Below are 16,986 nucleotides of genomic sequence, written 5' to 3' on the forward strand. Positions count from 1 at the left end.
AGGGAGTGTGTTCGCGGCAGATTTAGAAACTTTTTGTTACCTGCACCACACCTTTAGCGGTAAAGGCGGTCGATTTCCTTCTTGTAGCGCTCGAAGACCACGTTGCGCTTAATCTTCATCGTCGGGGTCATCTCGCCGGAATCCTCGGACAGGTCCTTGGTGAGGATGCGGAACTTCTTGATCTGCTCCGCGTGACTGACCGTGCGGTTGACCTCGTTGACGGCATCCTGCACGTAGGCGCGCAGTTCAGGGGTCTTCACCAGCTGGCGCAGGTGGGTGGACTCCGGAACATTGTTCGCGGCCTTCCAGCGGCGCAGCTCGTCCTCGTCGAGGGTGACCAGCACACCAACGTAGGGCTTACCGTCGCCAACAATGAGGGCCTGGGAGATGAGCGGGTCACCGCGCAGGATGTCCTCCATCGGGCCAGGTGAGACATTCTTGCCGCCAGCAGTGACAATGAGGTCCTTCTTGCGGCCGGTGATGGTGATGTAGCCGTCCTCATCAATCTCACCCAGGTCGCCGGTGCAGAACCAACCATCCTTGATGGCCTCATCGGTGGCTTCCTGGTTGTTCCAGTAGCCCTTGAACACACCGTCGCCCTTGAAGCAGATCTCGCCGTCTTCATTGATCATCGCGGAGTAGCCGTTGAGAGGCTTACCGACGGTACCGATCTTGGTCTCTTCCCCAAAGTTCACAGCTGCAGCCGCGGCAGTTTCGGTAAGACCGTAACCCTCACAGATAGGCAGACGCGCACCGCGGTAGAAGTGGTTGAGGTGCTTGGACAGTGCGGAACCGCCAGAAATAGCGAATTCGGCCTCACCGCCCACAGCGTCGCGCAGCTTCTTGTACACCAGGCGATCAAAGATGGCGCGCTTCACCTTCAGGAACAGCGACGGCCCCTTCGGCGTATCCAGCGCCTTGGAGTAAGCCACCGCAGTCTTCTCCGCCTCGAGGAAGGTACGTGCCGCAAAATCGGAGCTGTCCGCCGCCTTGTTGTAGGCGCCATCGCGCACCTTCTCAAAGATGCGCGGCACACCCAGCAGCATGTGCGGCTGGAAACGCTGCAGGCCCATGACGATGGTGCGGGTATCAGACCAGTGGATCTGGTGCGCACCGGCAATGGTGGACGCGAGCGCCACCGCGCGGGCCAGAACGTGCGCCAGCGGGAGGATGGTGACGTAGCGGGCGTCCGGGCGGGTAGCGATGGTGTTGCCAATCGGGTGGGTCAGCAGCGCCACTGCCTCATGCGCCCACACCAGGTGGGTCAGGATGCAGCCCTTCGGACGGCCAGTGGTGCCGGAGGTGTACACCAGTGAGGCCAGGTCGTCGTGCTGGATGCGGGAAATGCGATCGTCGATAACAGCATCCTCAACATCCTTGCCATCCTCGGCGAGCAACTCGAGCGCATCACCGGCGAAAGACAGGGTGCGCAGCAGCTGCGACGGCGAATCCTTCAGGCGCGGAGTGCCATCCTCCCCCAACACGAGGTTGTCAAAGAGACGACGGTTAGATTCCGTATCCGTCACCACAACGCGCGCGCCGGAATCTTCCACGATCCACTGGACCTGGTGCTCCGAGGAGGACGGGTAGATAGGCACACTCGACGCGCCGGCAGCCCAGATGGCAAAGTCCATGACCGCCCACCCGTAACTGGAGTCAGCCATCAGACCCACGCGGTCACCGAACTCAACACCATTGGCAACCAGACCCTTGGCCACGGCGCGGAACTGCTCCATGAACTCGCGGCCGGTCACCTCTGTCCAGTCATGACCTTCAGGGCGGGAGAACATCACCTTGTCAGGGTTCTCCGTGCACTGCTTGATCACGAGCGTCAGGCAGTTCTCGTTGGGTGCGAGCGTGAAACCTGCCGGGGTTGAATACGTCTTGCTGGGAGTAGACACGGAACTACCTTTCACTACCTTTCACTACCTTCACGGTGTGTCGAACACTACAAAACCGTACCCTGTGTGGGGCGCGTAACGCACCTTTGGCCAGGCACTTTTGCAGGCAAAATGGTTCCGGAGGGGCGGGACAAGGCGTGCTCCCGTGATCTTTGGCAGAATGCGACGTGTGGCTGACACCGACCTCCTCGAGACTCTTGCAACTGCCTACGGCTTCTCCCTGTCCTATCGCGGACTGACCAATGAGACCGTGGCCTCACCGCGTAAGTCCCTGGTCACACTGCTCCAGGCTCTCGACGTCCCTTTGTCGGACGATCCGTCCGAAGAGGAGCTCTCTGAGGCGCTCGATGCGTGGCAGCGCGAGTGGGCAACTCGCCCCCTACCCCCGGTTGTGGTGGCGCGCGAAGGCGAGGAGAAGTCCTTCGCCGTCCACGTCCCGGAGGGTGCCCCCGCCAACGTGTGGGTGACGCTGGAGGACGGCTCCACATCACCGGTCTACCAAGACGAGAACTGGAATCCGCCGACATGGAAGGACGACATCGAGTGGGGCGAAGCGTCCTTCCACACTCGCGGGGATCTGCCGGTGGGGTGGCATAGGATCCATGTGACGTCGACAAGCGATCGCGCTGACATCGCGCAAGAGTGCACGCTTGTGGTGACGCCGAGGCAGCTGACCACGAACCTTGATCTCGTGCAGAATCCCGCATGGGGCATGATGGCGCAGTTGTACTCCGTGCGCTCGGAGCAGTCCTGGGGCATCGGCGACTTCCATGACCTCGGCGAACTCGCGGTGGTTGCGGCGCGTCACGGCGCGGATTACTTGCTGATCAACCCGGTTCACGCTGCGGAGCCTTTCCCACCCGTGGAGGATTCGCCCTACCTGCCCACGTCACGCAGGTTTGTGAACCCCATTTACATCGCGGTGGAAGATGTGCCGGAGTTTAAGCTTCTCGACGGTGAAACGCGCGCCGAAATCGACGAACTGTCCGCCGATCTCAAGGCCCTGAATCGCTCCGCTGATTTCATTGAACGCAACCCGATCTTTGATACGAAGCTGGCTGTCCTGCAGGAGCTCTACTACCTGTTTGAGGAATCCGGTGACCACGAGGGTTTTGAGGCCTTCATCGCGGATCAAGGCGAGGGTCTGGTGACCTTCGCGCGCTGGTGCGCCGACGCTGAGATCGAGCGTGACTCCGCCGACAAGCACCACATTGCCGTGCCGGTTGAGCAGCAGGAGGAGCTGGCCCGCTTCTACATGTGGCTGCAGTTTGTCGCGGACCGCCAGCGCGCCGCCGCGCAAGCAAAGGCCGTGCAGGCCGGCATGCGCATTGGCATCATGACGGACCTGGCTGTGGGCGTTCACCCGGGTGGTGCGGATGCTTCTACCTTGCGTGACGTTCTCGTCCCAGGGGCTTCCGTGGGCGCCCCGCCGGACGGCTACTCCCAGCAGGGCCAGGACTGGTCGCAGCCACCGTGGAACCCGTACAAGCTGGCCGAAGCCGGCTACAAGCCGTGGCGTGATCTCTTGCGCACCGTGCTGTCCCATTCCGGTGGCATCCGCGTCGACCACATTCTGGGTCTGTTCCGCCTGTTCTGGATTCCGCGCATGTCTTCCCCAGCCAATGGCGCGTACATGAACTTCGACCATGAGGCGATGCTGGGCATTCTCGCGCTGGAGGCGCAGCGCGCCGGCGCAGTTGTTGTGGGTGAGGACCTCGGCACGTTTGAGCCGTGGGTCCAAGATGTGCTGCGCGATCGCGGCGTGTTGGGCACCTCTGTCGTGTGGTTTGAGCACTCCCCGGTTGATGGCCGTCCTCTCGGCCAGCAGGAGTACCGCCACCTGGCGCTGTCCTCCATTGGCACGCATGATCTGCCGCCCACCGCCGGGTATCTGGCCGGCTCGCACAATGCGTTGCGCGATGAGCTGGGGCTTATGAGCGACGCCTTCGAGGACATCGACGCCACCGATGTCGCCTGGCAAAGCGATGTGCTGGACACGGTGCGTGACACCGGCTGCTTTGACGGAACGGACCTGGCGGAGAAGGAATTCGCTGGCCTGAGCCGCGATGAACGCGGCGATGTGGATGAGCTCGTGCTGGGCCTGACGCGCTTCATCGCCGGCACGAATTCCGCACTTACCTGCACCAACTTGGTGGACATGGTGGGCGATAAGAGGGTTCAAAACCTGCCCGGCACCAACTCGAAGCAGTACCGGAACTGGTGCGTTCCGTTGAGCGATAAGGACGGCAAGGCCGTGCTCATCGAGGATCTCGAGGGCATGGAGCTCTTCCGCGCGGTGGCGGAAGCCTCTGCGCGTCCGCGCCGCTAGATCATGCTCAGGATGCCCGCGATAAGCACGAGCGCAATGAGCACCCACAGTGCCTGGGTGACGCGGGATCGCGGGTACTTCCTGCGTCCCTTGGGGAGCTTCTGATCCTCCCTGCGCAGGTCTTCTGGGTTAGCCATGGGTATCTACTCTACGTCCCTTGGGTTGGAATCCCCCAAAACTGCGGCGATCCAGTCCACCGCGCGCACTAACCCCACCGCTGCAATGGCGATGGCAGGCAGCGCAAACACGAGCACCAGGGGGAGCTGCACCCAGGGGCTGGCCTGGGTAAGACTGAATCCGATATCGATCACGCACCCCAAACTACCCGGTTAAACTGTGATGCCATGAACGCACCCGTTGAAGTGACGTGCCCCGCCGGAACGGTCGTGGGAGTGAGGGAAGGCTCTACCGCCTACTTCCATTCCATCCCCTACTCCCGCATTCCCGCCCCCTTCGACGATGCGGTGCCCGCAGACAAGGGCATGCTTATCGACGCCACACGGCAACGCCCCGACACCATCGCCCTGTCCATCGTCGCCCCCGCGGGCGCTACTGATGCGGACGATCTGCCAGTACTGGTGCACATCCACGGCGGGCGCTTTGAGGAAGGCGACCACACCGATGCGGCCTCCCCCGGTGAAGGTCTTGCTGAGCACGGTGTGATCCTCGTGCGCATTGGGTACCGGATGAAACTGCCGGGGCTCGCCCGCTTCCATGACGATGAGCCGCACCGTTTCCGCGCTGTGGATGATGTGGCATTGGGATTGGAGTGGGTGCAGAAGAACATCGAGGCCTTCGGCGGGGACCCCACGAACGTCACATTGTCCGGGCAGTCCGCCGGCGCGTCCATCGTGCTGTGGCTCATGCGCAAAGACCATTATCGTGGCGCCTTCCGCCGCGCGATTGCGCTCTCCCCTGCCTTCCCACGACTGAGTTACGCGCAGCGCAAGTCCGTCATCCGTGCGGGTGCCGGTATTCCGTTGACCCGTGATGCTCTGAACCGCGCCAAGCCGAAAGTGCTGGAACGCGCCTACCGCACCGTGCGTACGCGCTACTTCACCGACATGGCGCTTGGCCCCGGGCCACTGGAGCCGGAAGAAATGGCGGAGGTAGATCTGGTGATCACCTCTGTCGATGAGGAAATGTTCGACAGCGCCGTCAAGCAGGACAAGATGCGCCTGGCCCGTCTGCTCATGGTGGTCCCCGGCTTCATCATGGGGCTCAAACCCGCCATGTACACCGAGGTGTTCAAGCGTTTGAAAGCACGTAACCCGGAGCATGTGACCGGCGAGTTCCTTTCCGCCAACCTCATTCGTCGCTGGGTTGATGATGTCGCGCAGCGCGCACCAGGCACCGTCTGGCAGGCAGAACTTGTCTCCGATGGTCTCTCACGCGCACGGCACTGTGCCGACCTCGCCCCGATCTTCGGCGCTGCCCCCTACGAAGCGGGCACCGGACTGAACGCCTGCCTCATCCGCTACGTCACCACCGGTGACCCGGGATGGTCACCCTACGGCGCGGAGAAAAATGTCCTACGCGTGGATCTCTCCGGCAATAACGCGCAGATCGTCACTGACCCGCTGCGCTACCTGCGCGGGGTGTTTTCTAAGAAGTACTAGCTCCAAACGGCGCGCAGGCGTACGTCGGCAAGCTCCTCAATGAGCCACGGTGAGAACACGAACGGCGTGAGCTCAGCAGAGGCGACGAGGTCCTTCGGGTCCACCCACGTGAACTCCTCCACCTCGTCCCGGTTCGGGTTCAGCTGCGCACCGGCAACCAAACGTGCGGCGTAGACCGGGCAGATTTCGTTTTCCACCACGCCGGACGCATCCACAGCGCGGTAACGAAAATCCGGCAGCACCGGGCGCAGATCAGCGATATCGCCCGGCTTCAGGCCCAGCTCCTCAATGGAGCGGCGGGCAATGGCGTCCTCGACGGACTCGCCGGGGCCGGGGTGACCGCAGAAGCTGTTGGTCCACACGCCCGGCCAGGTCTTCTTGCTCACGGCGCGGCGGGTGAGGAGGAGCTGCCCGCCGTCGTCGAAAAGCCATGTTGAAAACGCAAGATGCAGCGGCGTTGCATCGGTGTGAACGACAGCTTTCGCCTCAGCGCCAATCGGCTGACCGACTTCGTCGAGTAGAACAACCTGCTCTACGTCATCTGACATCGGCGACATATTTATCCTGCCTTGATGATTAGTTGTTCAGGTTGCCCTTGAACACAACATTGCCAATTTTGAATTCCGCCTTGGACAGGCTCGACGGGCTCACGTCGAAGACGTACTGCACGTTCATCGTCGCACCGGCACCCAGCGGGAGATCCAGACCCTCAAATTCCAGGTCAGCTTCCTCGGCGCGCATCTTGCGGGCGGACTGATTGCCGTTGTAGGTCAAGGTGGGCGTGCCCAGCGCGTCTACCGGCATCGGGGACTCGGAGGTATTGATCACGGCGACGGTGACCACGGTGCCACCACCAGCAGAACGCGTGCCCTGCCACTTGTAGGACACCGGCATGCCCGGGTCCTCCACGATCTCGCCTCCAATATCGGTGGTTTCTTTCTCGTCCACCGACTTCACTTCAAAAGGCTCAGGGCCTTCGGTCTCCGTGGCCACGCCCGTCGTCGGCGTGATCGTGCCGTCCTGACCAGCAACACCATCGTCGCCAGCGCAGCCGGAAAGAGTGAAAGCCAAGGAGGCCACGGCACCAATAGCGGCGACCCGAAGAGTGTGAGCAGACATGGCCATTACTCTACAGCCCGACGGCACCGCTGTTGTACGCGTGTAGGTTGAAGCCCGTGCAACCTTTATTCCGTGTTCTTCGTAGTGCATCCGCTTTGTGGCCCTACTACCTGGGCATCGTGGTGATCTCCTCGGTCACCGCCGCATTGGCGTTGGTCTCTCCCTTCATTCTGCGTGAGGCGACCAACACGATCGTCGATGCTTTCCGTGAAGGCCCGGACGCAGCAACCTCCGCGATGACCACCATTGTGTTCTTGGCCATCGCGCTGTTTGCCGCGCAGTCCCTGGACACGCTTATGCGCAATATCGGTGGCTACCTGGGCGACGTGGTGGCAGCCCGCATCCGCCAGGTCCTGTCCACCCGCTACTTTGCCAAGCTGCTCTCCTTGCCGCAGCGGTACTTCGACGGCCAGGTCACCGGCACGATCATCGCCCGGCTGGACCGCTCGATTATGAACATCACGCAGACGGTGCAGAGCTTCTCCAACACCTTGCTGCCAATGTTGCTCCAGGTCATCGCGGTCCTGGGTATCACGGCGTACTTCTACTGGCCGTTGACCATCCTGCTTCTGCTGCTTTTCCCGATCTATTTGGTGCTCACCGCGTTGACGTCGAAACGCTGGCAGAAATTTGAAAAGGGCAAGAACGAACAAATTGACCTAGCCAATGGCCGCTTTGCGGAGGTTGTTGGCCAGGTGAAGGTGACCAAGTCCTTCGTTGCGGAGACTCGGGAGCTGGATAAATTCGGTGGCCACTACGGCCAGACCATTGCGCTGACCAAGCCGCAGTCCCGCTGGTGGCACTCCATGGATGTGGCCCGCGGTATGGCCATGAACGTCATCTTCTTTGGTATCTACCTGCTGCTGTTCAAGGAGACTCTGGCGGGCCGCTTCAGCATCGGCGACATGGTCATGCTGGTCCAGCTGGTTACCATGGCGCAGCACCCGGTGCAGATGATGAGCTGGCTGGTGGATTCCGCCCAACGTGCCATCGCCGGATCGCGTGATTACTTCAAGGTCATGGATGAAACGGTGGAGGAAGCCGCCAACACGCAGGTGGTCGCGGCAACGGCGGCATCGGATGTGCCGGTGCTGGACACGAGAGCAGTGCCGGCGCTGCCCTCGCAGGAACCGATGGTGCGGTTCAATCAGGTCTCCTTTGCCTACAACCCTGGCGAGCCGGTGTTGGATGACATCAGTTTCACTGCCCGGCATGGGGAGAAGATCGCACTCGTCGGCGAGTCCGGCGGCGGCAAGTCCACGCTGGTCAACCTGCTCATGGGCTTGTACCCCATCAATGCGGGACCCCTCTCCGTGTGTGGCACCGACATCGCATCTGCTGATATTGAGCGGGTGCGCGCGTCTGTCGGCGTGGTCTTCCAGGAGCCGGCGCTGTTCTCCGGCACGATCCGCGAAAACATTGCCTACGGCAAGCCGGATGCGACGGATGAGGAGATCCTCGCGGTGGCCAAGCGCGCAAATGCGCACGGCTTCATCACCAGTTTCGCGGATGGGTATGACACGGTCATCGGCGAACGCGGTCTGCGCTTGTCCGGCGGTCAGAAGCAGCGCGTGGCTGTGGCGCGCGCGATGCTCAAGAACGCGCCGATTCTGGTGCTCGATGAGGCAACGTCGGCGCTGGACACGAAGTCAGAGCGCGCTGTCCAGGCTGGCCTGGAGGAGCTCATGAAAGATCGCACCACCATCATGATCGCGCACCGCTTATCGACGATTGCCGATGCCGACACCATCATCACCCTCAAAGACGGCCACATTGATGAGATTGGCTCCCCAGCTGATCTGGCTGTCTCCGGTGGTATCTATTCCGAACTGCTGGCGCTCACCGCATCTTCCTCTGCCGCTGACCGTAAGCGCCTCAAGGCCTTCGGTCTGCGCGATGGCGACCTTGGGGAGGACAGCGAAGACGAGGAGATTGAAGCGTCTGAATAGTATTCGGGGGCCCGCCCGACGCTGGGTTGTACAGTGGCCCCCATGCAATTCCCTAGTCTCGAAACCCTCCGTGCCCGTGGCACCCGCAAGTGGACTCAGTACGGCGATGATGTACTTCCACTGTGGGTTGCTGAAAGCGATTTTCCTACCGCTGAACCGGTAAAACGCGCAATCCAGGATGCGGTGGACCGAGAGATGTTTGGTTACACCCCGGCCCACCATGAGCTTGGCGGCGCGCTCTCCGATTTCTACGCGGAGCGCTACAACTGGCGCCCGAACCCAGAGTGGGTCTTCCCGGTAGCGGACGTGGTGCGCGGCATGCTCTTGAGCGTCGAGTACTTCACCACACCGGGCTCTGCCGTCATAGTGCCGGTGCCGTCCTACCCGCCGTTCCTAGAGATCCCGGCAACCGCTGGCCGCGAGATGGTCGAAGTGGGTGCCAAGAACGGGCTTGACCTCATGGAGGTCGAAGCCGCGTTCAAGAATGGTGCCGGTTCCATCCTGCTGGCCGCACCGAATAATCCGTGGGGCTACACCTTTGATGAAGAGGAGCTCGCGCAGCTGTGCGCCATAGCGGATAAGTACGGTGCGCGCGTGCTCGTGGATGAGATCCACGCTCCCATCGTCTACCCCACCGGCGGCAACCGCCATGTCTGCGCAGCGGGTGTCAATGACACCGCCGCCAACGTGTGCATCACGGTAACCGCCACCTCGAAGGCGTGGAACATCGCCGGGTTGAAGTGCGCGCAGATGGTCTTTTCCAACGCGGATGACGTGAAAATCTGGAACGGCCTGACGGGTGTAGCCAAAGATGGCACGGGCACCCTGGGCATCGTGGGCGCGGAGGCCTGCTACCGCCACGGCGCAGAAGCACTGGACGATCAGCTGGTGGCCCTGCAGAAGAACCGCGACTGGCTCATTGACACCCTGCCGGAGGCAATCCCCGGCGTGGAATTCACCCGCCCGGATGCCACGTACCTGATGTTCTTGAATTTCCAGGGCACCGCGATTGGTGGGGAAACGCTGCCGGCGGAGTGGCTGCGTCGAAAAGCAAAGGTTGCACTCAATGAGGGCGCAACCTTTGGCGCCGGCGGCGAGCACCATGTGCGCTTGAACTTTGCCACCAGCCCGGAGATCCTGGCCGAGGCCGTGGATCGCATGGGTGCGGCAATCCGCGCGGCTGGGTAACCTCGGACGGCATGAAGGAGAAGACAGACGCACAAGGTTTCATCATCGAAGCGGATGCGAGTGAGTACGCGACACCAGCACCCGCCCCTGGTAACGAGCCCTGGCAACGCCCTGACCCCGAGTGGTACAAGGACGCGGTCTTCTATGAGGTGCTCGTGCGCGCCTTCTACGACCCGGACGGGACCGGCTCCGGCACGCTGAAGGGCGTGGAGGAAAAGCTCGACTACCTGCAGTGGCTCGGTGTTGATTGCTTGTGGCTGCCGCCGTTTTATGATTCACCGTTGCGCGATGGTGGCTATGACATCCGTGACTTCCGCAAGGTGCTGCCAGAGTTCGGCACGGTGGAGGATTTCATCTCGCTCGTGGACGCAGCGCACAAGCGTGGCATCCGCATCATCACGGACTTCCCCATCAATCACACCTCTGATGCGCACCCGTGGTTCCAGGAATCCCGGCGCGACCCAGAGGGCCCGTACGGGGACTTTTATGTGTGGACGGATGATCCGACGGAGTACAGCGAAGCGCGCATCATCTTCATTGACACCGAAGAGTCCAACTGGACCTACGACCCGGTGCGCAAGCAGTACTACTGGCACCGTTTCTTCTCCCACCAGCCGGATCTGAACTATGACAATCCGGCGGTGCAGGACGCCATCATTGATGTCATTCGCTTCTGGCTCGACCTGGGCATGGACGGTATCCGCCTCGACGCGATCCCCTACCTCTTCGAGCGCGAGGGCACGAACTGCGAGAACCTGCCCGAAACGCACGAATTCATCAAACGCGTCCGCACGCTTTTCGACGAAGAATATCCCGGCCGCTTCCTCCTCGCCGAAGCCAACCAAATGCCCCACGAGGTGGTGGAGTACTTCGGTTCCGGTGAGGATGGCTCGGGCGATGAGTGCCAGATGGCCTTCCACTTCCCGGTCATGCCGCGCATCTTCATGAGCATTAGCCAGGAGAAGGCGCAGCCCATCATCGACATTCTGCGCGAGACGCCCGACATCCCGGAGTCCGCTCAGTGGGGTATCTTCCTGCGCAATCATGATGAGCTGACCCTGGAGATGGTCACGGAGGAAGAGCGCGACTTCATGTACGCCACGTTTGCCTCCGAGCCGCGGATGCGCGCCAACGTGGGTATCCGTCGCCGTCTAGCACCACTGCTGGGCGGTCACCGTGACCGCCTTGAGCTCGCACACGCTCTTCTGCTGTCCCTGCCCGGTTCGCCATTCCTGTACTACGGCGATGAAATCGGCATGGGCGACAACATCTGGCTGCCGGACCGTGATGGCGTGCGCACTCCCATGCAGTGGAACGCTGACCGCAACGGTGGTTTCTCCACCGCTCAACCGGAGCAGCTGTATCTGCCCGCCATCCGCAATGACACGTACGGCTACCAGGCCGTGAACGTGGAATCACAGATGGAGCGGGAGAATTCCCTGCTGCATTGGGTGCGTGAGCGCGTACACATCCGCAAGCAGTACAAGGCCTTCGGCCGCGGCGACTACCAGGAAGTTGACCACCGGAACCCGCAAGTGCTGGCCTTCATCCGCGAGTTTGAGGGCGAGCGCATCCTGTGCGTCAACAACATGAGCTCCCTGCCCCAGCCGGTGGAGATGAACCTCAGCCACTTGGCTGGTGTCACCCCGCGTGAGCTGTCCGGCAACGTGGAATTCCCCGCCATCGGTGAGCTGCCGTGGCTCGTCACCCTCGCCCCGCACGGCCACTTCTGGTTCGACATCTCCGATAACTAGGACCTCATCATGGATCTGCACTCCGCACGCTTTTACGGCGCCAAGTCTGAACCCATCGATTCCACCACCGTGACCGCGGAAGTGGCCGCGGGTGATTACGCGTGGCAACTCCTCGACGTGGTGCATGGGGGTGAGCGGGATGTGTACCAGGTGATCGTCGATAAGCAACAAGACGTTGACGTGCTGGATACCGCGAGTGGCGCGCAAACCTACCTGGACAACGTGGCTGCTTTTGGGCAGGTGCATGGCGAGTTCCCGTCAGCGACCGCGCGACCGTTGGGTGCGGATCAGTCCAATACGTCGCTGGTGGTGGGCGACAAATCCATCCTGAAGGTCTTCCGCAAACTGGAAGAGGGCCTCAACCCTGATGTGGAGCTGCTCAGTGGTATTGCGGATTGCCCGCATGTTGCTGGCGTGCGTGGCTATGTGGTGCGCGATGGGCGCACGCTGGCGATGCTGCAGGACTTCATCGTGGGTGGCGCCGACGGCTTCCAGTACGCACTGGATAAGGGCCTGTCCAGCGATGATTGCTTCGCGCTTGGTGCCGCCATCCGTACTGTGCACGACGCGCTGGCAGAGGCTTTTGGGCACCAGGATGTCCCAGGCACGCACATTCGCGAACTACTGCACGCGCGGCTGGATGATCTGGTCGAGCGCGCTGAGGTCCTGCGCGAACATGAAGATGCGCTGCGCAGGCTTTACGACGCCATCCCTGATGACGCTGTGGCCATTCAACGCATCCACGGCGACCTCCACTTGGGGCAAACCTTGCTCACGCATACGCCGCGCCACTGGTACCTCATTGACTTTGAGGGGGAGCCCGCCCGCCCCCTCGAGCAGCGCCGTGAGCCCGATCACCCCCTGCGCGATGTGGCAGGCATGGTGCGCTCATTCGGCTATGCGCAAGCAATGGGTGGAAGCGCCGATGCCCAGGCCCTTCTTGCTGGTTACGGCACCGGCGAGGACCCGATCCTCAACGCCTTGATCGCCGATAAAGCCGCCTACGAAGTGGTGTACGAAGCGAATAATCGGCCTGATTGGTTGGAGATCCCCTTGGGGGCGCTGAGGGAGCTCATGGGGGAGCTTTCCTAAATTTTCATTCAATAAGATATTGATCTCACCAAATGAGATGATAGGGTGACACCTACTATTTGTTCGACCCCCGTCATTTCCCTGGAGGAACGATGTCTACAGCGACTCAAGGCACTGGCAAGGGGAACCCGAGGACCGCAATCCTGTTCACAGGTCTCGCACTGTTCTCGATGTTCTTCGGCGCCGGCAACCTCATCTTCCCGCCCATGCTGGCCGTACAGGCCGGCGACAACTTCTGGCCCGCAATCCTGGGCTTCCTGACCACGGGCGCGCTCCTGCCGGTGCTCGCCGTGATCGCCATCGCACTGTCCGGCTCCAACGTCCGCGACCTTGCCCAGCGCGCGGGAACCATCTTCGGCGTGATCTTCCCGATCTTGGCCTACCTGTCCATCGGCGCCTTCTACGCACTGCCGCGTACCGGTGCTGTGTCCTTCGAAGTTGCTATGACCCCGGTCTTCGGCTGGGAAGGCATCGTGCCGGCCGCGATCTTCAACATCGTCTTCTTCGGCATCGCCCTCGCGCTGTCCTGGAACCCGACCACCATCACTGACACCCTGGGCAAGTTCCTCACCCCGACGCTCGTCGTGCTGCTGGTCATCATGATCACCCTGGCAGTGTTCACCCTGACTAACCAGGGCTACACCCCGACGGAAACCTACGCGACCAACGCGTACCCCGCTGGCGTCCTTGAGGGCTACCTCACCATGGACTCCATCGCCGCTCTGGCGTTCTCCATCGTGGTCATTTCCTCCCTGCGCTTCAAGGGCGTTGGCGAAGGCAAGCCGCTGGTTCGCTCCACCATGCTCTCTGGCCTCGGCGCCGGCATCATGCTCGCCCTCATCTACGTTGGCCTGGGCCTCATCGGCCGCTCCATGCCGGGTGCTGACCAGTACGAGTCCGGCGCACCACTGCTTGCCGACGCTGCCCTCAACATGATGGGCAAACCCGGCCAGATCATCTTCGCCCTGATCGTCCTCCTCGCCTGCCTGACCACCGCGATCGGACTGATCACCGCCACCGCGGAGTACTTCTCTGAGCAGTTCGCTGGTTCCTACCACACTTGGGCCGTGATCTTCGCTGTCGCTTCCGCGATCATGGCAACGCAGGGCCTGTCCTTCGTCATGGCTATCGCCGCTCCGGTCATCGTCTTCCTGTACCCGCCGGCTATCGCCCTGATCTTCGTTACCATCGTCGAGCCGCTCTTCCGCAGCCGCACCCGCATGCGTTGGGGCTTCTTCCTGCCTATCTGGGTTGCTGTCGTGTGGTCCGCAATTGGCACCTTCATCTCCCTGGGCTGGGGCGCAGATGCACTGAGCCCGCTGGTGAACTGGTCCCCGATGGAGGCAGAGGGCCTGGGTTGGCTGCTGCCGACCGGTGTCGCCTTCATCATCGGTGTAGTCATTGACCTCATCCGCCCGGCCGCACCGCTGGAGATTGGTACCCAGCGCACGGTCGAGGGTGAAGACCTTGAAACCGCTGAGGCGAAGCTCTAAACGCTGACTCACCACACATCTCGGGCCCCATTTTTGGGGCCCGTTTTTTGTGCGCAGGAATGCCGGACTAATGGGTAAGCAACACAAGCACGTCTAGTCCAGCCTTGTTTAAGGCATGCCAAATAGCCAGCTTTCGCCGGCTTTTCGGTGAGGTGGTGGGCTATCTGCCGTACAGGAGCGTCATCGCTCCGTAGGGGTGGACGGTGTTGGGTACGAGGTATCCGTTCGGTGATCTCCACATTGGTGTGCCTCTGATGTTTTCCACTCGGCCGTGGTGGGGTTTGGTGGGGTCATCGTCGTTGGTGCGGTTGTGGTACCGGCACAACATGGCCAGGTTATCCATGTTTGTCAGCCCACCCTTGGACCATGCTTTGATGTGGTGGACCTCGCAGTTATCTGCCGCGTGCCTGCAGTCCGGCACAGGACACGTCGGCATGGTCGCCCTAGCCAGATCACGCTGTTTCTGGTTAGCGAAGCGTTGCGTGTCGTACAGGTTGACGGGGCCTTCCTGGGGGTGGAACATCGCCACCTCCAACACGTCCCCAAAATTCTGCTGAAGGAATTCCGCACCGGTCATGGTGGTGCCATCGGTGAGCCCCAGGATGACGTCGTCCCCGTCGCCTTTCATAATTGTGATGTGCTCGTCCAGTGGGATCAGCACCAAGGGGCGGGGCACTGCCGGGGCAATGCCGGAAGGAGTGTCATCCTCGGAAGGGCGCAGGCCAAGGATGGCCATGAGCTTCTCGTACATCTGCGGGCCGGCAGGACCATCCCCTAGGTTTTGGCGTGTGGCGAATTCAATAGCTGCCGCGTCTTTTTCCAAGGCCATGATGGTCACCGGGCGCCTCTTCTTGTTCGAGCGGCCATACCGAACTGTTGGTTCCGGTGCTGGTTTGTCCACCTCCGGTACGATGTCCTTGGAACGGCGCTTCAGCGTGTCGTAATTGCCCGGAACAGACAACAGGGCAAGCCGTAAGTCCCACTTCTCTTTCGGGTCGGTGAAAGGTGCTACTCGGGATTCGATGTAGACGAGTTGATCCATCGACTTCTGAGTCGAGCGCGCGATCTTGATCGCGTTGGCTTGCTTACGGGTGAACTTGGTTTTGCCGTAGTAGGCCGTGTGGACTTTTACTAATTCGCGAACACGGGCAGGGCTGCAGCCAGCATCGAGGAGTACCTGGGCATCAAAGTCTGCCAGGGCCTCGATCGGGTTGGTTAAACCCGCCACCAGTGATCCGAATGCGTTCATGCCATGCACGCTAAACCGAAACGCAAGAAAGCGAAAGGATCAGCCAAAACGGCCTGTGGATAACCTAAAACTATCCACAGGCCGCGTGCGGTGAAGTGTGTGGCAGGGCACGTGAAGAGGGCACGTAACCAGCGAGAACAGAGCGGTTCCCACGAAACCCAAAAAAGTTACATGCACTGGAAACGGAATGTCTGCGACGCAAAAACGTTGTAGGGGGTATGGCTTCTACTTTTATGTCTCGCACCCCTTTGTCCATGTTGGATTTCTGCCTTGTCCGCAAAGGCGAATCCCCCGGGCAATCCATGGAGCGCTCTGTGGAGCTGGCTCAGCATGCGGAGCGTCTGGGCTACGACCGGATCTGGTACTCCGAGCACCACAACATGTCCACCATCGCGTCGTCTTCCCCCGCAGTGCTGATCGCCCATATCGGCGCAAAGACGGAGAAGATCAAACTCGGTGCTGGTGGCGTGATGTTGCCCAACCACTCTCCCTACGTCATTGCGGAACAGTTCGGCACGTTGGAAGAGCTCTACCCGGGCCGCATCGACCTTGGGCTCGGCCGCGCCCCGGGCACGGATCAGCAGACGTTGGGCCGGGCACTGCGCCGGGATCCGCGTTCGGCGGAGAATTTCCCCAACGACGTGTTGGAGCTTCAGGCTTACCTCGCCGGTGACCCGATCATTCCGGGCGTAAAAGCAGTTCCGGGTGCTGGGACGAATGTGCCGCTCTACATTTTGGGCTCATCCCTCTTCGGCGCTTCCCTGGCGGCGAAGCTGGGGCTGCCCTACTCATTTGCCTCCCACTTTGCCCCCACGCACTTGAAGGAAGCCACGGCATACTACCGGGCCAACTTCCAGCCTTCGCAGTACTGCGAGGAGCCCTATGTCATCGCTGCGGTGAACGTCACCGCGTCTGATTCCGCGGAAGACGCCCAGCGCCAGACGGAGCTCGTCCACCGCCAGCGCGTGCGCGCGTTCCTTGGCCAGCGGGGTCGGCAGATCTCCGATGAGCAGCTGGACACGATCGTCAACGCCCCACAAGGCCGCCAGATCACCGACATGTTGCGCTACACCGCTCAGGGCGAAGGGCCGGAGGTCGTGGCATACCTTGAGCAGTTCAAGGAGCGGGCGCAGGCCGATGAGCTCATGATCTCTTTCCAGGCACCCACTCATGAGGAAGTTCTGCGTTCTATGGAAATTCTGGCTAATGCCTAGCAACTATCCCCATGTGACCGCACTCCCGTACTTAATAGGAAGGTTCGTGTTACCCTCTCACCGGAACACAACATAAAAC

Annotated in this window: 14 protein-coding genes; 8 read left to right on the top strand and 6 right to left on the bottom strand. The window is 61.3% G+C overall.

Annotated elements, in window-relative coordinates; genetic code table 11:
* Positions 1-53: 53 nt before the first annotated feature.
* Positions 54-1,901, bottom strand: a complete 1,848-nt coding sequence (locus tag L8U60_RS02820; protein WP_269964882.1) for an AMP-dependent synthetase/ligase — start codon at positions 1,899-1,901, stop codon at positions 54-56.
* 169 nt (positions 1,902-2,070) lie between these two features.
* Here L8U60_RS02820 and malQ point away from each other — a divergent pair, with 169 nt between their 5' ends.
* Complete coding sequence (gene malQ, locus L8U60_RS02825) at positions 2,071-4,230, top strand: 4-alpha-glucanotransferase (protein WP_269964883.1); 2,160 nt, start codon at positions 2,071-2,073, stop codon at positions 4,228-4,230.
* On the opposite strand, the gene L8U60_RS02830 is transcribed toward malQ, so the two are convergent.
* Together L8U60_RS02830 and L8U60_RS02835 are read right to left on the bottom strand one after the other, a co-directional pair.
* Positions 4,227-4,367, bottom strand: coding sequence for a hypothetical protein (locus L8U60_RS02830; RefSeq protein WP_269964884.1), 141 nt, complete (start codon positions 4,365-4,367; stop codon positions 4,227-4,229). The two genes, malQ and L8U60_RS02830, sit on opposite strands and share 4 nt — an antisense overlap.
* Before the next feature lie 6 nt (positions 4,368-4,373).
* A complete protein-coding gene (locus L8U60_RS02835) occupies positions 4,374-4,541 on the bottom strand; it encodes a hypothetical protein (RefSeq protein ID WP_269964885.1) in 168 nt (55 codons plus the stop codon).
* Between the two features lie 33 nt (positions 4,542-4,574).
* On the opposite strand from L8U60_RS02835, the gene L8U60_RS02840 reads away from it, so the two are divergent.
* On the top strand, positions 4,575-5,849 hold the full coding sequence (locus tag L8U60_RS02840; RefSeq protein ID WP_269964886.1) for a carboxylesterase family protein: 1,275 nt from the start codon (positions 4,575-4,577) through the stop codon (positions 5,847-5,849).
* On the opposite strand, the gene idi is transcribed toward L8U60_RS02840, so the two are convergent.
* Both idi and L8U60_RS02850 read right to left on the bottom strand, forming a co-directional pair.
* Positions 5,846-6,397: an isopentenyl-diphosphate Delta-isomerase gene (gene idi / locus L8U60_RS02845; protein WP_269964887.1), complete on the bottom strand. Its 552-nt coding sequence runs from the start codon at positions 6,395-6,397 to the stop codon at positions 5,846-5,848. The genes L8U60_RS02840 and idi overlap by 4 nt on opposite strands.
* A gap of 28 nt (positions 6,398-6,425) precedes the next feature.
* Entirely contained in the window at positions 6,426-6,968 is a 543-nt protein-coding gene (locus L8U60_RS02850) for a hypothetical protein (protein ID WP_269964888.1), read from the bottom strand.
* Positions 6,969-7,024: 56 nt separating this feature from the next.
* Here L8U60_RS02850 and L8U60_RS02855 point away from each other — a divergent pair, with 56 nt between their 5' ends.
* The 5 genes from L8U60_RS02855 to brnQ all read left to right on the top strand — a co-directional run bounded on the left by L8U60_RS02855 (position 7,025) and on the right by brnQ (position 14,444).
* On the top strand, positions 7,025-8,917 hold the full coding sequence (locus L8U60_RS02855; RefSeq protein WP_269964889.1) for an ABC transporter ATP-binding protein: 1,893 nt from the start codon (positions 7,025-7,027) through the stop codon (positions 8,915-8,917).
* A gap of 42 nt (positions 8,918-8,959) precedes the next feature.
* Positions 8,960-10,105, top strand: a complete 1,146-nt coding sequence (locus tag L8U60_RS02860; RefSeq protein WP_269964890.1) for a MalY/PatB family protein — start codon at positions 8,960-8,962, stop codon at positions 10,103-10,105.
* An 11-nt stretch (positions 10,106-10,116) separates the two neighbouring features.
* On the top strand, positions 10,117-11,859 hold the full coding sequence (gene treS, locus L8U60_RS02865) for a maltose alpha-D-glucosyltransferase (RefSeq protein ID WP_269964891.1): 1,743 nt from the start codon (positions 10,117-10,119) through the stop codon (positions 11,857-11,859).
* 9 nt (positions 11,860-11,868) lie between these two features.
* Positions 11,869-12,951, top strand: a complete 1,083-nt coding sequence (locus L8U60_RS02870; RefSeq protein WP_269964892.1) for a phosphotransferase — start codon at positions 11,869-11,871, stop codon at positions 12,949-12,951.
* Positions 12,952-13,043: 92 nt separating this feature from the next.
* The gene (gene brnQ, locus L8U60_RS02875) at positions 13,044-14,444 is read left to right on the top strand and encodes a branched-chain amino acid transport system II carrier protein (protein ID WP_269964893.1); all 1,401 of its coding nucleotides are present in this window, start codon (positions 13,044-13,046) and stop codon (positions 14,442-14,444) included.
* A 160-nt stretch (positions 14,445-14,604) separates the two neighbouring features.
* Here the strand turns inward: brnQ and L8U60_RS02880 are convergent, their stop codons facing one another.
* Positions 14,605-15,693 carry an HNH endonuclease signature motif containing protein gene (locus L8U60_RS02880; RefSeq protein WP_269964894.1) on the bottom strand — a complete coding sequence of 363 codons (1,089 nt, stop codon included), beginning with the start codon at positions 15,691-15,693 and terminating at the stop codon, positions 14,605-14,607.
* A 233-nt stretch (positions 15,694-15,926) separates the two neighbouring features.
* On the opposite strand from L8U60_RS02880, the gene L8U60_RS02885 reads away from it, so the two are divergent.
* Positions 15,927-16,907 carry an LLM class flavin-dependent oxidoreductase gene (locus L8U60_RS02885; protein WP_269965000.1) on the top strand — a complete coding sequence of 327 codons (981 nt, stop codon included), beginning with the start codon at positions 15,927-15,929 and terminating at the stop codon, positions 16,905-16,907.
* The last annotated feature ends 79 nt before the right edge of the window (positions 16,908-16,986 follow it).

Origin of the sequence: Corynebacterium meitnerae, assembly GCF_027570075.1 — a bacterium.
Classification (GTDB): Bacteria; Actinomycetota; Actinomycetes; order Mycobacteriales; family Mycobacteriaceae; genus Corynebacterium; species Corynebacterium meitnerae.

Excerpts from the sequence above, each read along its gene's own strand:
- L8U60_RS02830 (WP_269964884.1), bottom strand. The coding sequence starts at position 4,367 with ATGGCTAACCCAGAAGACCTGCGCAGGGAGGATCAGAAGCTCCCCAAG.
- L8U60_RS02840 (WP_269964886.1), top strand. The coding sequence starts at position 4,575 with ATGAACGCACCCGTTGAAGTGACGTGCCCCGCCGGAACGGTCGTGGGA.
- idi (WP_269964887.1), bottom strand. The coding sequence starts at position 6,397 with ATGTCAGATGACGTAGAGCAGGTTGTTCTACTCGACGAAGTCGGTCAG.
- L8U60_RS02850 (WP_269964888.1), bottom strand. The coding sequence starts at position 6,968 with ATGTCTGCTCACACTCTTCGGGTCGCCGCTATTGGTGCCGTGGCCTCC.
- L8U60_RS02860 (WP_269964890.1), top strand. The coding sequence starts at position 8,960 with ATGCAATTCCCTAGTCTCGAAACCCTCCGTGCCCGTGGCACCCGCAAG.
- treS (WP_269964891.1), top strand. The coding sequence starts at position 10,117 with ATGAAGGAGAAGACAGACGCACAAGGTTTCATCATCGAAGCGGATGCG.
- L8U60_RS02870 (WP_269964892.1), top strand. The coding sequence starts at position 11,869 with ATGGATCTGCACTCCGCACGCTTTTACGGCGCCAAGTCTGAACCCATC.
- brnQ (WP_269964893.1), top strand. The coding sequence starts at position 13,044 with ATGTCTACAGCGACTCAAGGCACTGGCAAGGGGAACCCGAGGACCGCA.
- L8U60_RS02880 (WP_269964894.1), bottom strand. The coding sequence starts at position 15,693 with ATGAACGCATTCGGATCACTGGTGGCGGGTTTAACCAACCCGATCGAG.
- L8U60_RS02885 (WP_269965000.1), top strand. The coding sequence starts at position 15,927 with ATGTCTCGCACCCCTTTGTCCATGTTGGATTTCTGCCTTGTCCGCAAA.